Below are 17,544 nucleotides of genomic sequence, written 5' to 3' on the forward strand. Positions count from 1 at the left end.
GCTCTCAGTATCTCAGGGTTGAACTCCCCATGATCTCGAATCTAGAAATATTGTTCGAGTTGTAATGAAAACAGGGGTGGTTTAGGAGGATTCCTCCTTGCGGGTCCAGAAAAGCCCAAGACCAGCAACGATGTGTGGCAATTCGGCCCGAATGGGGGTAAGAACTGCCAGCGGAATCACCTAGTTTTCAGGGTTGCTAATCCCCACGGGCAGTCGCTCGAGGCGCTCCCGGACATGGCTCGCACGGTCCAAGCGTTGCGATTCTAAAGAGGCCTCACGTCGTGCTCGTTCCGCTATGACACTCACAATGTAGTCTTCCGGGTGCACCGGGACAGGCGGGGCGGGCGCAACGTACTGCGACAGTTGCCGCATGTATTCTTCCCCTGTGCTCTGGCGCGACCCCGGGTGCATGGTTGCGGACCGAGCCAAAAACTGCCGCGCGGAGAGCGCGAGACCGTCGGGAAGTTTGCCGATCTCAGCGTTCGTAATCCAGTTCACGAGGTGGCTTGGAGGCGCGAGGTTAACCGGGGGCGTCTTGGGCACCCGCACGCGCACGGCGTAGGTGCCCGCAAGAAAGTCCCCGAGGCGCTTGCCCTTGTTGTTCAGGACTGCGGATCCAATCGCTACTACGCCAGAGGTCAGCCAGAGCTCGCCCACGCCAACGAGCGCACGGATAAAGGCTTGCCTCGAACCGACCGGGCCACCATCATCGCGAATGATTTGGATGCCCATGGCGTACTTGCCCAGCGAACGTCCCCGAGTCAGGGTCTCCACTGTGGCGGGCAGGATCACCAGGGCAAACACGACCGCCAGAATCGCGAACGCATCGCTGAACTGACTGAGAAAGATCGAATCGATAGGCAGATTTGCCACGATGATGAAGAGGACGACCAAGACGAGCACATCGATTGTGAATGCGAGGCCACGAGTCAGGAAAGACGCTGGTCGGGTGTCGAGGACAACGCCCTCACCAATGACGTGCTGTTCTTCCATGCTCATCCGTTCGTCCAGTGCGTGTCGCTGAATTCTTGCCCGCGGTCCTTCGGTCCCGCGGTCCTTCGGTCCCGCGGTCCTTCGGTCCCGCGGTCCTTCGGTCCCGCGGTCCTTCGGTCCCGCGGTCCTTCGGTCCCGCGGTCCTCCGGTCCCGCTATCCCATGAACCCGCGGTCTTTACCACGATCGATACCAACGAGTCCTGATCGCGAAACGCGCTCGCGACCCAGACCGCGAGCAGTTCCCGCAGTGCAAGTATGCATTCCCTTTGCCGTGTCTTGCCCCAAGCGTAGCGCGATGTGGGAAGGTAGGTGAGTGGATTTCGACGCGTTCTCCAAGGCCCACCGCGAAGAGTGGGACCGGCTCAACCAGCTCACGCGCACGCGCCGGCTAACCGGTGCCCAAGCGGATGAGCTGATTCGCCTCTACCACTCAACGGCAACGCACCTGTCGATGTTGCGCTCGAGCGCGCCAGATCCAGCATTGATCTCGGAGCTATCGCTCCTGTTGGTGCGGGCGCGGGCCAAGATCGTGGGTTCGCCCGATCCTCAGTGGTCAGTGGTGGGGAAGTTCTTCACAGTCTCGCTGCCGGCCGCCCTGTATCGGTGCCGCTGGTGGACCCACGGCGTGACCGCCGTGTGCCTGATCTTCGCCATTGCCATGGGCGTTTGGGTCGCCACGACCCCCGAGGGTATTGCGTCCATGGGGTCTGAGGCGGAGCGACTCGAGTATGTCAATAACGCCTTCGCCGAGTACTACGAGCCAGGCGCGGGGTTTGCCTCGATGGTGTGGACCAATAATGCGTGGATTGCGGCACAGTGCGTCGCCTTCGGGATAACCGGGATCTGGCCGGCTTTTGTCCTGACCAACAACGCGATCAGCGTGGGTGCGATCGGCGGGATGATGGAGTACCACGACGCACTCGGGACGTTCTTCGCGCTCATCCTGCCCCATGGATTCCTCGAGTTGACCTCAATCTTCGTGGCAGGTGGCGCGGGCCTCAAGCTGTTCTGGACCGTGGTCTCTCCTGGTCGTCGCCCGCGTTCCGTCGCGATCGCTCAGGAGGGCCGCGCATTGATGACCGTTGCGCTCGGTCTCGTTTTTGCCCTCGCCCTGTCCGGAGTGATCGAGGGGTTTGTGACTGGTTCACACATGTACTGGTGGCTCAAGATTGTGATCGGGGCGCTCGCGCTCGCAGCGTTCTGGACATACGTATATGTGCTCGGCCGCCGTGCAGTCGCCGCTGGCGAAACCGGTGACTTGTCCGCCGATCGCGCCGGCTACGGCCAGATTTACGCCTAGTTCCTAGGCTTCTTAACTACCTGATTAACGACGATACCCGCCACTTCCAGCACCACATTGAGTGGGCTGGAGGGCGGGTATTTCCGTGTGCCGGAGTCGAGCGCCGAGGACGCGAGTCACCGTACCCGCGCCGGGAAGTCTTCAGTGTGATCGAGCCACAACGTACCTAGCCGGACGGCGGGAACCTAGGACGTGGGTGAGCTTCTGAACTGCTGAAGACCTCGAAGTGTGACCCTAGAAAAGACTGACGAGCGCAGGAAGGAACAGCGTGCCCACGAGTGCACCGATCAGCACGATGGCAACGTTGCGTGCGAAACGCGCGTTGCGCTCGCCCGGGGTTGGGCCCTCGTCGGTAACTGCCGGACGCTTCGCCTTGGAAGGGACCATGCCTGGGGTGGTCGATGGGGAAGTGTTCTTCTTGGTGCTCACAATTGCCCTGCCGCTTTGAGGTCTAGATACTTATCGCTGAGTCGAGGTGCCAGGTCTGCCGGGAGTGCGCTCAAGACGACCACGCCGGAACCGGACAGCATAGCGGACGCAGCGTGATCGTCGAGAATTGCACGTTCTGCAGCAGCGGCGTCATACACGGACGTGGATGAATCGCGCTGCAGCGCGAGCTCAGCCACTTCCGGGTCGGCCACTGACGCAAGCACAACGAGGTGCGACTTGGTTAACGAACCAATAGACGTCAAGATTCCCACATCCGCAGAGGTGATATCAGAGTTAGTGAGGAACACAACCAGCGAGCGGCCGGAGATCTGGGTTCGAATGAGGGACGTGAGACCTGTCCAGTCTGCCTCGACCAGCACTGGTTCTACCGTGGACAGCGCTGAGGCAAACTCGCGCAGGACGTTGGAACGGTTGCTTGAGGACACGCGGGCACGCTGCACGCGGTCGTAGGCGATCAGCTCGACTCTGTCGCCGGCCTTGGAGGCGAGCGCACCTAACAGCAGCGCCGCCTCGATGTAGGAGCCCAACCGCGGCTCGTCGTTCACTCGGGGTGCCGAGGTGCGCGAGGTGTCCACCACGATGACGACCCTGCGGTCACGCTCTGGCCGCCACGTGCGCACGACGATCTCGCGGGAGCGCGCAGTGCCACGCCAGTCGATCGAGCGGACGTCATCCCCATCCACGTACTCGCGCAGCGAGTCGAACTCGGTACCCTCACCGCGGATGTTCACGGCGGATCCGCCGTCCAGTTCGCGCAACCGGGCAAGCCGCGAGGGCAGGTGTTTGCGGGCCCGGAACTCGGGGAGCACCCGCAGGGAAGAGGAGGCCCTAAACGTGAACTGACGCGCGCCAAGCCCCAGAGGGCCAAATAGGCGCACTGTGACGTGCTCGGCGGTGCGGGTGCCTCGACGCGTAGGCTTGAGCGAGACCAAGTAACGGCGAGCACCGCCCGGCCGTACGTTCACCTTCTGTACATTGTTGCGAGCACCCGCGGACGGCTGCCACGCATCGTGAATGACGCCTCGAGCACGCCGACGGCCACCATTTCGAACGATGAGCTCGGCCTGCACCTCCTCGGAGAGCCTGACCTGGAACGGTACGACCCGCTCGACGGTAAGCGCGCGCGGCGATGCCGCAAGCACGATATCCACGATGACGGCAAGGACCGCGAGGGCAATCCACGCCACGACCACGATCCACTCGCGCAACAGCAGGAGCGGTATGAGGCCAAGCAGGACCACAAGCGGGAGCTTGCGGCTCAGCGCGATGTTGAGGAACACGGGACGGCCCGATCAGCGCGGCACTGGCACGGAGTTGAGTACCGTGGCCAGGACGTTGTTCACTGTGACGCCCTCGAGTTCCGCCTCGGAGCGCAGCGCGATGCGGTGGCCGAGGGTTGAGTAGGCAAGCGCCTTGACGTCATCCGGGGTGACGAACGTGCGTCCGGAGAGCCACGCCCACGCCCGCGAAGTAGCGAGGAGCGCAGTAGCACCACGAGGGGAGGCGCCCATGAGGAGCGAGGGGGACTGCCTCGTAGCACGCACGATATCGATGATGTATGCGAGGACCTCCGAGGAAACCTGCACGCGGGCGACCTGCTCGCGTGCGGTGTCGAGGTCAGCGATGGATGCGACAGCGCCGATGCCGGCGCCCGCGAGGTTGCGTGGGTCAAAGCCCTGCGCGTGTCGGGAGAGGACCTCAAGTTCGACGTCGCGCTCCGGGAGGGGAAGCGTGACCTTGAGGAGGAAGCGGTCGAGCTGGGCCTCGGGAAGCTGGTAGGTGCCGGCGTGCTCGATTGGGTTCTGGGTTGCGATCACCATGAACGGGGTGGGGAGCTGGTGGGCGACGCCATCCACGGAAACTTGGCGTTCCTCCATGGCCTCGAGCAAAGCCGCTTGGGTCTTGGGTGGCGTGCGGTTGATCTCGTCCGCGAGCAGAAGGTTGGTAAACACAGGACCCTTCTTGAACGAGAACTCCTCCGACTTTGTGGAGTACATGAGAGAACCCGTGATATCGGACGGCATGAGGTCAGGCGTGAACTGGACGCGCTTGGTGTCCACCTCGAGCGATGCGGCGAGGGAACGCACAAGCAGTGTCTTTGCCACGCCGGGCACGCCTTCCAGCAGGACATGGCCTCGGCAGAGCAGAGCGATGAGCAGGGTGGTCACCGCGGAGTCCTGGCCAACCACGGCCTTGGCAACCTCGGAGCGAACCCTCATGAAGGCCTCGACGGCCGAAGTCTGGCTGACGTCCTGTGTCATACCGAAATCTCGCTTTCTAGTTTCTGCACTTGGAGTGCCAGAGCTGTGAGCTCACCGTCATCGGCGGGCGGTGGACCATAGAACAGGGTGTGAAGCTGTAGTTCCGAGCGGCCTGTCGCCCGAGCAGCGGCCGAGGTGAACGCCTCGGGAGTGGCGCTGGTAGGCAGGCCCAATCGTCGAGAAATTCGCGCTGCACTGCCCGCACGAAGTGCGGCCGCGGCGCGACCACGCGCGCCGGCCGAACGGTACAGGCGCGCGCGTCCAAGCGTGGACTCGGACGCCTTGACCACGACGGGCAGGTCCTCGCTCACCACTGGACCGAGCCTGCGCCCGAACGACAGCATGGCCGCAACCACAGCGGCCAGCGCGAGGGCGCCGATCATCATCACGAGGCTGGGGGTCGAGACTGCTCCCGAGTCGAGATCTGGGATGGGTTCAATCTCGGGGATGTACCAGACAAGGTCCCCCGCACCGCCGAGAAGGTGAATCGCTAGGGCCGCGTTCCCCTCCGTTGTGATCTTGGCGTTCGTCCACTGGTCGGTCGAGTCGATGAGCGTGAAGCTTTGTCCGTTCAGACCCGTGACCTGAACGAGGTGGTGCCCGATGGCAGCGGGGAAGCACAGCGTAGTGGCTGCCTCGCCTTCGGGCGCCGTGAACCCGGCCCCGTTTGAGGTGATAGTTCCCGCCGCAACCGCCGCAGGAAGCGAGCACTCGGCAGCAACGGGCGAATCGTCGAGGGGTGAACCGGTCTGCGTCAGGTTTGCCCCGGTGGCCTCGCTGATCGCAGCGACGAGCTCGCTGCGCGGATTAGCCGCAACGATGTTCGCGCCCGACTCGATTAGTTGTGTTGCGCGCTCGAGAGTGAGTCCCGGATCGTTTGCGATGAGCAGTGTGTCGGCGGGCCCAGTGGCGCGCAGAGCCTTGGTGAAGACATCCTCATACTGGACATCCACCCCGCGCGAGCCCAGTACCTGGGCGAGCGCGCGACCACCCGGAGAACCTGCATTATTGGGGGCAAAGCGAACGGATGACTGGTCCGGTGCAGCCAACGAGAACAAGTACGCGGTGGTCACGATGATGGCAACGATGAGGAGCGGAAACTGGATTGCTTTGCCGCGGCGTACCCAGTCCTGGGTGGCCGTGGAGTCTGCGGTCACGATGGTGGTGCTCATGGGCGTCCTACCTGCGATAGGGCGGTTGACTCGCCAGAATCGCCCACCATGGACTTTGGCGCGCGCGAGCTCTCCACCTTGTCTACGAGCGCGATCATGCGTGCGCAATCTTCCGCGCTCGCGGTCCCCGAGCCGTACTCAATCCCGTCAAAGAGGTTTGCCGCCCACGAGGTCTCGTTGCTTAGTGTGGGCCGTGCTGAGGCGATCTCTTTGGCAGCCTCCGAGGCAGTACGCCCGGGTGACAGCGAAATAACCACGTTCTCCTCCGCGCTCCGGATGACGCCACGGAAGCCGTCCACACACGCGGCGGCATAGTCGCGGCGTCCCGCGTGTGAACGTGCAAGGGCAAGGTAATCGTGAGCTGTCAGTGTTGGATCCAGCAGACTCACATCGCCAGACTTTTTGGCGCGAACGGACCGTCGAACTGGCCCCATGACGAGATACCCGATAACGCCGACAACGAGCAGGCCCACCACGACAAGCACGAGGAACCATGGGTTGAAGTCAGCACCGGAGAGTGAATCGAGCCATTCCGTGATGCGGCGCCAGATCCGGGAAAACCAGGACTCACGGTTGTTGTAGATCGGATTGCGCAACTCGCTCTCGAGCCACGTGCGCGCAGCATCCGCATCAGGGGTCAGCGGAGGAGCATCCAGACCTTGGTGGACACTCCAGCGGGCGTAATTCAGCACGGGATGCGGTTCTAGATGTTCTTGGCCGCGGCGTTTGCAAGCTCAATGTCCAGCGCCTCGCGGCGGATGCGGACGTCGATGTACAGCAACGTCATGACTGCAGAGAGGAACGAGGCAAGCAGAGTGCCGGAGATGATCTGCACGATCACGGTTCCCATGAGCGCCGGGAAACTCGTGGCGGCATCCATGCCGACCGCAATGCCCACGATCGCTCCAAGAACCCCGCTCACAAGGCTAACAACCACGTTGAGTGCCAGGCTGGTCAGCAGGTAGATCCCGAAGATGCGCCAGAAGCTGCCCTTGGACAGCTGCCAGGAGCGCTTGAGCGCCCCCATCACGCTGCGTTCTTCGAGGACGAGGGCCGAAGGCGCAAACATGAAGCGCACAACAAAGAGGAGTGACACCACGATCAACGCAATAAACAGCACAACGAGCAGAATTACTCCGAGCGCTTCGTTGAGGTTGATCGCAAACACCGCTAGGGCCATCAAGACGGTAAAGACAACGTAGAGCGCCAGCATCGGAAGAAGCGACACTCCGATCAGGGCGAGGATGCGTGGACGCACCTTTTCCCACACGGATGCGGCGTCGGTTGGACGGTTGATGACGAGCTGCCCGATGGCTACGACCACGAGCCCGGTCGCGATCGTAGCAGCGAGCGACGATGCGAGCGCCAGAAGCAGACCGAGGGACAACTCACCCATCGATCCTTCCGTGGACATGTCGAAAATCCCGCCCTGCATGAGGGTGTCGTCGAGCTGGCTTGTGATGTCCATGGCCCACTGCGATCTGTTGATCAGTGGTGCGATCAGATAACCGACGATTCCCGCAGTAAGGGTGGCTACGGCAACTACCGCTGCAACGAGTCCGATGAGCACCTTTGGTGCTCGGCGAACAGCGGCGAACGCTCCTTCAAAGATGTCGCCCATGGACAGCGGGCGAAGAGGGATGATCCCCGGCTTGTTGCTTGCCTGGTATCCGTTGAACCGCGGGGGAGTGCCGTTTCCATAGCGAGGAGCCGCTGGCTGCCCGTACTGCGGCTGCGCGGGCTGGCCGTACTGGGGCTGTGCTGGCTGGCCGTTCTGGCTTCCGGAAGGTGGGGCGTACTGCCCGTACTGCGGCTGTGCTGGCTGGCCGTTCTGGCTTCCGGCAGGTGGGGCGTACTGCCCGTACTGCGGCTGGGCTGGCTGTCCGTACTGCGGACCTGGAACGCCTCCGGGCGCGGCAAACCCGCCCGACGATGGTGTGGGCTGCCCGTACTGTGGTGCCCGTTCGTGGTCTACCGGCTGCTCAGAACCATCATTCTTCGGAGCGTCTGGCGTGGTCATGGCTGCGGTTCTCCGGATCTGTGTTCGTGGAAGTATGTGCCAAGTTTCTCAAAGAGTTGCAGATAAATCTCATACCGGCGCCCAAAAATGTCCAAAAGTATGGGAAATCGAGTGACGCTCCTAAAAAGGTGGACAGAAAAATGGCAAGATAGCGACATGACCCAACGTGTGCTGGTTGTTGACGACGATACTGCTCTTGCGGAAATGATCGGTATTGTCCTCGAGAGCGAAGGCTATGCCGTGTCGTTCTGTGCGAACGGTGACGAAGCCTTCAAGGTATTCCAAGAAACCGAGCCGGACCTCGTCCTCCTCGACCTTATGCTCCCGGGCAAGGACGGAACCGTGGTGTGCCGCGAGATCCGTTCCGAGTCCGGTGTTCCTATCATCATGCTCACTGCCAAGTCCGACACCGTTGATGTTGTCGCAGGACTTGAGGCCGGCGCCGACGATTATGTGCCCAAGCCATTCAAGCCCAAGGAGTTGGTGGCTCGCATCCGCGCACGCCTGCGCCGCATCGACGAGCCCGCCCAGGAGATCCTGCCGATCGGTGACCTCGCGATCGACGTCACGGGCCACAAGGTGTCCCGCGATGGTGTCCCTATTCCGCTCACTCCGCTCGAGTTCGATCTGCTCGTGGCCCTCGCCCGCGCACCGTGGCAGGTACTGTCCCGCGACGTGCTCCTTGAAAGGTCTGGGGTTACCGGCATGCTGCCGACACTCGACTGGTGAACGTGCACGTCCAGCGTCTACGCTCCAAGATCGAGCACGACCCGGAGAAGCCAGAGATCGTTCTGACCGTCCGCGGCGTCGGGTACAAGGCAGGCGTTCGTAAGGGATGAGTAACGGTGAGCAGGACGCTTCCCCCACCGTTCTCGCGCACGTAAAGAGCTTGGGGAAGGCCATCGCGCGGCCTTTCCGTTCGTCCGTTCAGTTCCGTGTCATGTTCACGGCGATAGCGATCGGGCTGGTCGCCCTGACTGCGCTTTCGGTCGGCCTTTCGGCTTCGATTCGTGATGGCCTGTTCTCCCAGCGCGTCGACGACATCCTCATCGAGTCCGAACGTTCGATCGCGCAATCTCAGACGATCCTGAACTCGTCGACCGCAACAACTGCCAGCCAGGTCCAGTCGACCCTGAACGATCTATTGCGCTCACTGCAGTCCTCCGGCACGTCCGGCCGGGAAGTCTTCTTGCGTCGTGCTCTGGACAATACGAGCTCGCTTCGCTTGCTTGATCAGTCCACCGCGCCTTCGCTGGAACCTCTTATTACCAACGAGATGCGGACTGACGTTGTCACGGTCACCAACCAGCAACACTGGCAGAGCGTCGAGATTCCGGGAGTGAACCCGCAGCCTGGACTCGTGGTTGGCTCAATCCTCGAGGTCCCCGTTGCGGGAAAGTTCGAGGTCTACTTTGTCTATGACCTCGCCGCGCAGCAGGAGACACTCCGATTCCTGCAGGGCATCGTCGGAATCGCGGGTCTCGCGCTCATCGGTGTGCTCGCTGCGATCACCTTTGCCGTGACGCGTCAGGTGGTGCGCCCGGTCAAGCAGGCCTCAATCGTTGCCGAGCGCATTGCGGATGGACACCTCGACGAACGCCTTGTGGTACATGGAGAGGACGAGGTGGCCAAACTCGCCGGATCGTTCAACGAGATGGCTTCCTCTCTTCAGATTCAGATCGACCAGCTCGCAGAACTTTCAGCAGTGCAGCGACGGTTCGTCTCGGACGTGTCCCACGAGCTGCGGACGCCACTCACCACGGTGCGCATGGCATCCGAGATGATCTACGAGAGCCGGGACGACTTCTCGCCGGTGATCAAGAGGTCCTCGGAACTCCTGCACACGCAGATCGACAGGTTCGAGGACCTACTTGCGGACCTCCTCGAGATCTCCCGGTTCGACGCGGGCGCCGCAGTCCTCGACGCGGAGGCCCGCAACCTCGCCGAGGTTATGACCGTGGTTATCGACAACTCGATGCCACTTGCCGAACGCAAGGGAGTATGGATCTCTGCCGACTTCGGCGAGAAAATGGGTCGAGCGGACTTCGATCCGATCCGCGTTGAACGCATCCTCCGCAACCTGTTGGTCAACGCAATTGAGCACGCTGAGGGTAACCCAGTCGAGATCCTTATTCGCACGGACGACGAGGCAGTGGCTGTTCTCGTGCGGGACCACGGAATCGGCATGGACAAGGAACAGGTCAACCGCGTGTTCGACCGCTTCTGGCGGGCGGACCCTGCCCGCGCACGCACCACGGGTGGTACCGGGCTCGGGCTGTCGATCGCACGGGAAGATGCTCACCTGCACGGTGGCTGGCTCGAGGTGTGGGCGCGACCCGGCTTCGGATCGTCATTCCGGCTCACGCTTCCCCGTCGCGCGGGAATCACGCTTACGAGCTCCCCGATCCCGATCGATCTGGGTCGAGAGCAGACGCCCACCGATCCCGTGCCAGGAACTCATTGGGACTCGCACGGGCCGTCGTCGGTTCCGGCGTTCGACCCGTCCCAACTCTCACACCCAACTGCACACCCAAAGAAGGACAGCAATCCAGACCAGCACGAAGCCGACCGGACTGGAGGACCAGATGCGTGAATCGTCGAAAATAAGGCACACGCTGGGACGCGCCGCTCTCGCCGTGGCTGTCCTTGTGGGAGCAACGGGCTGTGCCCAGATTCCAACGGAATCTGGCGTATCGGGCCGGCCCATCGGCGAGATTGACTCAGGCGATGTGTTCTTCAAGGCAACGGGCCCACGGGCGGGCGCAACGCCGCAGGAGATCGTGGACGGCTACATCTTTGCGCAGGCTGACCTTACCGATAACTGGCAGGTCGCCCGCGAGTTCATGACCGCAGAGGCCTCCGCTAAGTGGAACCCGAATCACGGGGTCTCCATCTACTCCGGAGACGTGGAACTCAAGGTGGCAGAGGCGCTGAGCGACTCCGCAGGTGAGGAATCTGCGGGCGGCGAATCCGAGTCAACTGAGTCCGAAGACAGCGAACCAACCGGTGAACCCGCGGGCGAGGGCGAGACGAGCGGAAGCGAGCGTCCAGTAGACCCAGCAAAGATCGACCCGGACGACTCGTCGATCGTGTCCGTGGTGATCTCAGGGAAGGCGAAGTCCTCGGGCTCCGTCGACTCGGTTGGCCACTTCACCGAAGCGTTGAGCGGAGCCAACTTCGACCAAACCTATGAGCTCGTCCGCGATGCACAGGGCGAATGGCGTGTTGACTCAGTGAGCGAGGGCATCATCATGTCCGTCTCCAACTTCCAATCGGTCTACCGTGCTGCCTCCGTCTACTTCCTAACCGCAGATCAGAAGTTCCTCGTGCCCGAGGTCCGGTGGGTGCCACGCGTGAAATCTGAGACCTACGCGGTCACTGCACTCCTTGCGGGCCCGTCGCCGTGGCTGCGGGACGCCGTGCACACCGCAATCCCGGAATCCACCCGACTCATGTATGACTCGGTTTCTACTGAAGCAGGCCAGGCAGTGGTGAACCTGTCGTCCGAGGTACTCAGCGCGCAGGCCACCCAACGGGCGCTCATTGTGAGCCAGCTCGAGGCCACCCTGACCAAACTTCCAGGGATTAGGAGCGTCCTCGTCGAATCGAACTCCATCGTTATGGAGAAGGACGTGGACCCGAACCTCATCAAGGACCCGATCCTCGCAACCTCGCCACTCGTGCTTGTGGACGACACGCTCAAACAACTCAACGGCAGGGTCGCGGACGAACTGCCGGGCGTTGGTTCTCTCTCCAAGTACCACCCCACCGCGCTCGCCCTCATGAACGACGTCGGCCAAGGAGTGTTCCTCGACGGGGAACAACTCATCCGAGAGATTCCGAATGCCAAGGACGAGACCGACGTCCTGCTCCAAGGCGCCAGCCTTGTTACCCCCTCAATCGATCGTTTTGGCTGGGTGTGGAGCGGGGAAAGCCGCCAGGTAGGCAAGTCCAACGGTGTGCTCTCGGTCGTAACTTCCCCTGACGAGAAGATTGAGGTCTCCGTGCCGTGGCTTTCGGGGCGTAGGGTCAACGCCTTGCGCGTATCGCACGACGGTGCGCGACTAGCAGTCATCTCGACCGATGGTTCGTCCCCACAAATCGACGTGGCAGGTATATCCCGGGACGACAAGAATCGGCCGGTAGGCGTGTCAGACCCCATTGCGGTGGGCGGCCAACTTGCCGGCGCGTCATTCCTGCAGTGGGTTGACGAATCGACCCTCGGCGTCATCGGGCATAGTGCAACCTCCGACGGCTCGGGCTTCTACTCGGTTCCACTCTCCGGCAAGAGCGAACTCATTGCTCCCGTTGAACAAGTGACCTCACTGGGAATCGGCCGGGGCCTGCGCTCAGTGTTTGTAAGCACAGAGGACGGACGGATCCTGACCAGAAGTTCCTCAGGCTCAACCTGGACCGAACTGGTGAATAACGCAACGCTTCCCACCTTCCCGGGTTAAGAGTCGCGGCGGTTGCTCTCAATCCTGAGAGAGTGTCGCCCGCAGGGGCAAACGTGATGCACAGGGAGCCTTGTGTTGCCGCTGTCCCCAGAAACGTGCCCCTACAAGGCGTTGCAGCATTCCCTGGTGCCGCGCGCAACTACTCTCGAGCGCATGTCAGCCCAGAGCAAGAAGCGCACCGCACCACGTGACAACCCGGCGATGGCGCACCGGCAGCACGGCCCTGCCCGAGCGATGGCCTACCTCCGTGCGCTCGCAATAGAGCTGTTTCGCTTGGTCCTACCACTGCATTGTGCAGGGTGCGATACGGCAAACCACGTGCTGTGCCCATCCTGCCGAGGTGAACTAGCGCCCAGGGTGTTTGTGGCGCTCGATGACCCACTCCTCGAAGTCTGGGCGGGGACGCTCTATGAGGGGTCAGTGCGAAACGCGGTCGCGCGCTGGAAGGACAGAGGGCGGGCAGACTGCACGCCCCACATCGCGCACGCAGCCTACCTCGCAGGCCACCAACTCACTCACTTCCTCTATGCACGAACACGCACACAGGAAACACACACCCACCCCGCCCGAACCGCAGCCGATGCTGAGATCGCGCGGGAATCGTCGAAAATCAAGACAATCACGCTGGTGCCGATGCCCTCACGACCCGCCAGCAGACGGGCCCGAGGATTCGTTCCTGGACACGTGGTTGCACATGGGCTTGGGCGCTCACTCGCCGAACACGGCTGGAACGTAACCATCGCAGACAACCTAGCGATGGCACGAACCAAGCAGGACAACGTCGGGTTGGGAGCCCGGGAACGGCGCGCAGGAGCCGCAGGCGCGCTCAATGCACCTGAACGGCTTCGAGTGCTCGTGGCCCAAAGTCGGGTCGTGCTCCTCGTCGATGACGTCGTAACAACGGGCTCAACGCTAGGGCAAGCGAAACGCGTTCTGAGGGTGCCATCTGGGACCTTAGCCGCTGGTTTTGCGCTCGCAGCGACCCCCTCGATCAAGTCACGGGCGAAACCTGGACCGAAACACCGTGATCAAGGTGACCGGGGACACAAAAGGATATAGTCTAAAAAACCAGATCCCACCGATGGCAGGAGGTGATAGGAACCGCGTTTGCTGCTTGAACGCTCACACCTAACGTCCGGCGCACTCAGCGCCCAACACATGCCAGGAGGCCCTCATGGAGATCGTAGTTGTTGGTCGGCACACCGAAGTCGCAGACCGTTTCCGCCGCCACGCAGAAGAGAAGCTCGAGAAGATCGAGCAATACTCCCCGACAGTGCGAAGGGTGGACGTGGAAGTAACCCACGAAAACAACCCAAGGCAAGCTAACGTCAGAGAACGCGTTGAAATAACCGTTCGAGATAAAGGACCAGTAGTGCGAGCTGAAGCATCAGCCGACGACCGGTTCGGTGCGTTGGATCTTGCTCTCGACAAACTGCAAGAACGCCTCCGCCGAGTACACGAACGGCGCAACTCTAAGCGCCGCGTACAGCGAAACTTCATTGAACCCGTAGATGTCCGAACCTTCGAGCAATCCCTCGCGGCCGAAAAGGTCGAGGAAACCGAAGAGGCACCTGTGCACCTGGTGAACCCGGGGGAAGTCGCGGAAACGCAAATGGGCGACTCGCCAGTGATGATCAGGCAGAAACTTCACTCGGCAGAGCCAATGTCGCTCGATGACGCAATCTACGAGATGGAAATTGTCGGACACGACTTCTTCCTCTTTGTGGACAAGGAATCGAAGCGCCCAGCTGTTGCCTACCGCCGCCACGGATGGACCTACGGAGTCGTCGAACTCAACACTCAATGTGGCTGTGAGGGAGACTGAAACGAGAGGGCTGTAACGCGGTAAGTGAACAAAACTAACCGCATTCCAAGCCAACTGGGCGAGGGCCGAAACCCCTAAAGGGTTCGGCCCTCGTCCTATGCCCATGGATTGTTCTACGTAGTAGCAGAGCAGGCAGCACATCGGCCTAGTTCGCCATGGGGGTTACTGACAACGTAAGATGGCCGGAAATTAGGCTTACGGCTTACCGTTTTGGTGCCAGGTGCCTGAAAAAACTAATACGATTGAGTGTTGAACACCTCGCCACGGTTGGCGAGCAATTAAAGCGCTCACATGGGAGTTCCGCGTGGCTAACATCCTCGAGAAGATTCTTCGCTTTGGTGAAGGAAAAATCCTCAAGAAACTTAACGGCATTGCTCAGCAGGTCAACGCACTTGAGGACCACTACAAGGCGTTCACTGATGAGGAACTGCGCGAGGAAACCGCTCGCTTCAAGGAAGACATCGCAGCGGGAACCTCACTAGACGAGATTCTTCCTCAGGCATTCGCCGTTGTCCGCGAGGCATCGTCACGAACCCTCGGACAGCGTCACTACGACGTACAGATCATGGGTGGTGCCGCGCTGCACCTCGGCAACATTGCTGAGATGAAGACCGGTGAAGGTAAGACACTCGTTGCAACCCTTCCGGCATACCTCAACGCGCTATCAGGCGACGGTGTGCACGTGGTTACCGTTAACGACTACCTCGCTGAGTACCAGAGTGAACTCATGGGACGTGTGTTCCGCTTCCTTGGCCTGAGCACGGGTGTCATCCTCTCCGGTCAGACCCCTGCAGAGCGCCGCGAGATGTACGCCGCCGACATCACGTACGGAACCAACAACGAGTTCGGCTTTGACTACCTCCGCGACAACATGACCTGGTCCACCGAGGACCTGGTACAGCGCGGACACAACTTTGCGATCGTGGATGAAGTTGACTCGATCCTCATCGACGAGGCCCGAACCCCTCTCATCATCTCCGGTCCCGCCGACGGCGACGTCAACAAGTGGTACGTCGAGTTCGCCAAGATCGCGCGCCGACTCACCCTAGATGAGGACTACGAGGCAGACGAAAAGAAGCGCACCGTTGGTGTTCTCGAGCCGGGCATCGCCAAGGTTGAGGACTACCTCGGAATCGAGAACCTCTACGAATCGCTCAACACGCCGCTCATCGGGTTCCTGAACAACGCCATCAAGGCCAAGGAGCTGTTTAAGCGCGACAAGGACTACGTCGTTCTCAAGGGCGAAGTCATGATCGTTGACGAGCACACGGGACGTATCCTCGCTGGCCGTCGTTACAACGAGGGCATGCACCAGGCGATCGAGGCCAAGGAAGGCGTCGAGATCAAGGCTGAGAACCAGACCCTCGCTACGATCACGCTGCAGAACTACTTCCGCCTGTACGGAAAGCTCTCCGGCATGACCGGTACCGCTGACACCGAGGCCGCAGAGTTCAACGACACCTACAACCTCGGCGTTGTGCCCATCCCAACCCACCGTCCCGTTCAGCGTGTGGACCAGTCCGACCTCATTTACAAGACTGAGGAAGGCAAGTTCCGCGCAGTTGTTGAAGACATCGTGGAACGTCACGCCAAGGGCCAGCCAATCCTCGTGGGAACCACGAGCGTTGAAAAGTCCGAGCTACTCTCTTCCCTTCTGAAGAAGCAGGGAGTCCCACACGAGGTCCTGAACGCAAAGCAGCACGCACGCGAGGCGTCCATCGTTGCGATGGCTGGCCGCAAGGGCGCAGTCACCGTGGCAACCAACATGGCCGGTCGTGGTACCGACATCATGCTTGGTGGAAACGCCGAGATCATTGCGCAGGACATGCTGCGTTCTAAAGGGCTTGACCCGATCGAATCGCCAGAAGAGTACGAGGCCGCATGGCCGGACGCACTCAGCGCCGCACGTCAGTCGGTGAAGGACGAGCACGATGAGGTCACGGCGCTCGGTGGGCTCTACGTCCTCGGAACTGAGCGTCACGAATCGCGCCGTATCGACAACCAGCTCCGTGGTCGTTCCGGACGTCAGGGTGACCCAGGCGAGTCCCGCTTCTACCTGTCGATGCAGGATGAACTGATGCGCCTATTCGGCTCGGGACTTGCAGAGCAGGTCATGACCCGCGCCGGCTTCCCGGACGACATGCCACTTGAGTCCAAGATGGTCACGCGTTCGATCGCGTCCGCGCAGAGCCAGGTTGAGAGCCGGAACCAGGAAATCCGCAAGAACGTCCTGAAGTACGACGACGTCATGTCCCGCCAGCGCACCGTTGTGTACGACGAGCGCCGTCGCGTTCTGGAGGGCGAGGACATGCAGGAGCAGATCCAGCACTTCCTCACCGACGTCATCACCGACTATGTCTCTTCCGCTACGGTCTCCCACAACCCTGACGAGTGGGACCTCGAGACGCTGTGGACCGCACTCAAGGCGATCTACCCAGTGTCATTCACCGTTGAGGAACTTGAAGACTCGGCCGGTGGCCGCGCCAATCTCAAGTCTGAGACTGTGCTCAACGAGGTCCTTTCCGATGCTCGTCTCGCGTACGAACGCCGCGAGGCAGAGCTAGGCGAGCCAAACCTGCGTGAACTTGAGCGCCGGATCGTCATGAGCGTGCTCGACCGCAAGTGGCGCGAGCACCTCTATGAGATGGACTACCTCAAGGAGGGCATTGGCCTGCGTGCAATGGCACAGCGTGATCCTCTCGTTGAGTACCAGCGCGAAGGCTACGACATGTTCCAGGCAATGCTCGGAGCGGTCAAGGAAGAGTCGGTAGCGTTCCTGTTCAACCTCCAGGTCAAGATCGAGCGCCAAGAGGTTGACGTGGATGGTGACGGAACTCCTGACGAGGAGCGCGAGGTTCTCGTGGCCAAGGGGCTTGAGGCACCAAAGGCACCAGGCAAGCTGAACTACTCATCGTCCGAGGACGAGGACGCAGCGGAAGAAGGTGCCGGCAACCGCGAAGAGCGCCGCGCCGCCAAGAAGGCTAACCGCCGTAAGTAGTCGGCTGGCAAGCTGTTCTCTTAGAACGCTAACCGCACAGCGAGGGGCCCAGTTCAATGAACCGGGC

Annotated in this window: 11 protein-coding genes and 2 pseudogenes; 6 read left to right on the plus strand and 7 right to left on the minus strand. The window is 61.4% G+C overall.

The annotated features are described in order from the left end of the window. Positions 1-180 precede the first annotated feature (180 nt). Positions 181-993, minus strand: a complete 813-nt coding sequence (locus tag HGSM_RS12295) for an RDD family protein (RefSeq protein WP_019149066.1) — start codon at positions 991-993, stop codon at positions 181-183. A gap of 314 nt (positions 994-1,307) precedes the next feature. On the opposite strand from HGSM_RS12295, the gene HGSM_RS12300 reads away from it, so the two are divergent. Continuing rightward, positions 1,308-2,294 (plus strand): stage II sporulation protein M, encoded by a 987-nt coding sequence (locus HGSM_RS12300; protein WP_019149067.1) that lies wholly within the window; start codon positions 1,308-1,310, stop codon positions 2,292-2,294. 234 nt (positions 2,295-2,528) lie between these two features. On the opposite strand, the gene HGSM_RS12305 is transcribed toward HGSM_RS12300, so the two are convergent. The 6 genes from HGSM_RS12305 to HGSM_RS12330 are packed head-to-tail and all read right to left on the minus strand — an operon-like array spanning position 2,529 to position 8,197. Beyond that, complete coding sequence (locus tag HGSM_RS12305; protein WP_019149068.1) at positions 2,529-2,723, minus strand: hypothetical protein; 195 nt, start codon at positions 2,721-2,723, stop codon at positions 2,529-2,531. Further along, complete coding sequence (locus HGSM_RS12310) at positions 2,720-4,024, minus strand: DUF58 domain-containing protein (RefSeq protein ID WP_019149069.1); 1,305 nt, start codon at positions 4,022-4,024, stop codon at positions 2,720-2,722. The genes HGSM_RS12305 and HGSM_RS12310 overlap by 4 nt, the downstream gene beginning before the upstream one ends. Before the next feature lie 12 nt (positions 4,025-4,036). Next, positions 4,037-5,005, minus strand: coding sequence for an AAA family ATPase (locus HGSM_RS12315; RefSeq protein WP_019149070.1), 969 nt, complete (start codon positions 5,003-5,005; stop codon positions 4,037-4,039). Next, positions 5,002-6,177 carry a DUF4350 domain-containing protein gene (locus tag HGSM_RS13930; protein ID WP_019149071.1) on the minus strand — a complete coding sequence of 392 codons (1,176 nt, stop codon included), beginning with the start codon at positions 6,175-6,177 and terminating at the stop codon, positions 5,002-5,004. The genes HGSM_RS12315 and HGSM_RS13930 overlap by 4 nt, the downstream gene beginning before the upstream one ends. Beyond that, a complete protein-coding gene (locus HGSM_RS12325; RefSeq protein ID WP_019149072.1) occupies positions 6,174-6,869 on the minus strand; it encodes a DUF4129 domain-containing protein in 696 nt (231 codons plus the stop codon). The genes HGSM_RS13930 and HGSM_RS12325 overlap by 4 nt, the downstream gene beginning before the upstream one ends. Positions 6,870-6,880: 11 nt before the next feature. Further along, the gene (locus HGSM_RS12330) at positions 6,881-8,197 is read right to left on the minus strand and encodes a glycerophosphoryl diester phosphodiesterase membrane domain-containing protein (protein WP_019149073.1); all 1,317 of its coding nucleotides are present in this window, start codon (positions 8,195-8,197) and stop codon (positions 6,881-6,883) included. Between the two features lie 156 nt (positions 8,198-8,353). Here HGSM_RS12330 and mtrA point away from each other — a divergent pair. The 5 genes and pseudogenes from mtrA to secA form a co-directional block, all read left to right on the plus strand. Continuing rightward, positions 8,354-9,036 (plus strand): annotated as a pseudogene (mtrA, locus tag HGSM_RS12335) (MtrAB system response regulator MtrA). Beyond that, positions 9,033-10,790: an MtrAB system histidine kinase MtrB gene (gene mtrB, locus HGSM_RS12340; RefSeq protein WP_019149075.1), complete on the plus strand. Its 1,758-nt coding sequence runs from the start codon at positions 9,033-9,035 to the stop codon at positions 10,788-10,790. The pseudogene mtrA and the gene mtrB overlap by 4 nt, the downstream one beginning before the upstream one ends. Continuing rightward, the gene (locus tag HGSM_RS12345) at positions 10,783-12,654 is read left to right on the plus strand and encodes an LpqB family beta-propeller domain-containing protein (protein WP_019149076.1); all 1,872 of its coding nucleotides are present in this window, start codon (positions 10,783-10,785) and stop codon (positions 12,652-12,654) included. Before mtrB ends, HGSM_RS12345 begins: the two co-directional genes overlap by 8 nt. A gap of 1,174 nt (positions 12,655-13,828) precedes the next feature. Then, positions 13,829-14,479, plus strand: a complete 651-nt coding sequence (gene hpf, locus HGSM_RS12350) for a ribosome hibernation-promoting factor, HPF/YfiA family (RefSeq protein WP_019149077.1) — start codon at positions 13,829-13,831, stop codon at positions 14,477-14,479. 304 nt (positions 14,480-14,783) lie between these two features. Further along, positions 14,784-17,274, plus strand: a pseudogene (gene secA / locus HGSM_RS12355) (preprotein translocase subunit SecA); the annotation flags it as partial. Between the last annotated feature and the right edge of the window lie 270 nt (positions 17,275-17,544).

Source organism: Timonella senegalensis JC301 (assembly GCF_000312125.1).
In the GTDB taxonomy this organism is placed as follows: Bacteria; Actinomycetota; Actinomycetes; order Actinomycetales; family Cellulomonadaceae; genus Timonella; species Timonella senegalensis.

Excerpts from the sequence above, each read along its gene's own strand:
- HGSM_RS12295 (WP_019149066.1), bottom strand. The coding sequence starts at position 993 with ATGGAAGAACAGCACGTCATTGGTGAGGGCGTTGTCCTCGACACCCGA.
- HGSM_RS12330 (WP_019149073.1), bottom strand. The coding sequence starts at position 8,197 with ATGACCACGCCAGACGCTCCGAAGAATGATGGTTCTGAGCAGCCGGTA.
- HGSM_RS12315 (WP_019149070.1), bottom strand. The coding sequence starts at position 5,005 with ATGACACAGGACGTCAGCCAGACTTCGGCCGTCGAGGCCTTCATGAGG.
- mtrB (WP_019149075.1), top strand. The coding sequence starts at position 9,033 with ATGAGTAACGGTGAGCAGGACGCTTCCCCCACCGTTCTCGCGCACGTA.
- HGSM_RS12345 (WP_019149076.1), top strand. The coding sequence starts at position 10,783 with ATGCGTGAATCGTCGAAAATAAGGCACACGCTGGGACGCGCCGCTCTC.
- HGSM_RS13930 (WP_019149071.1), bottom strand. The coding sequence starts at position 6,177 with ATGAGCACCACCATCGTGACCGCAGACTCCACGGCCACCCAGGACTGG.
- hpf (WP_019149077.1), top strand. The coding sequence starts at position 13,829 with ATGGAGATCGTAGTTGTTGGTCGGCACACCGAAGTCGCAGACCGTTTC.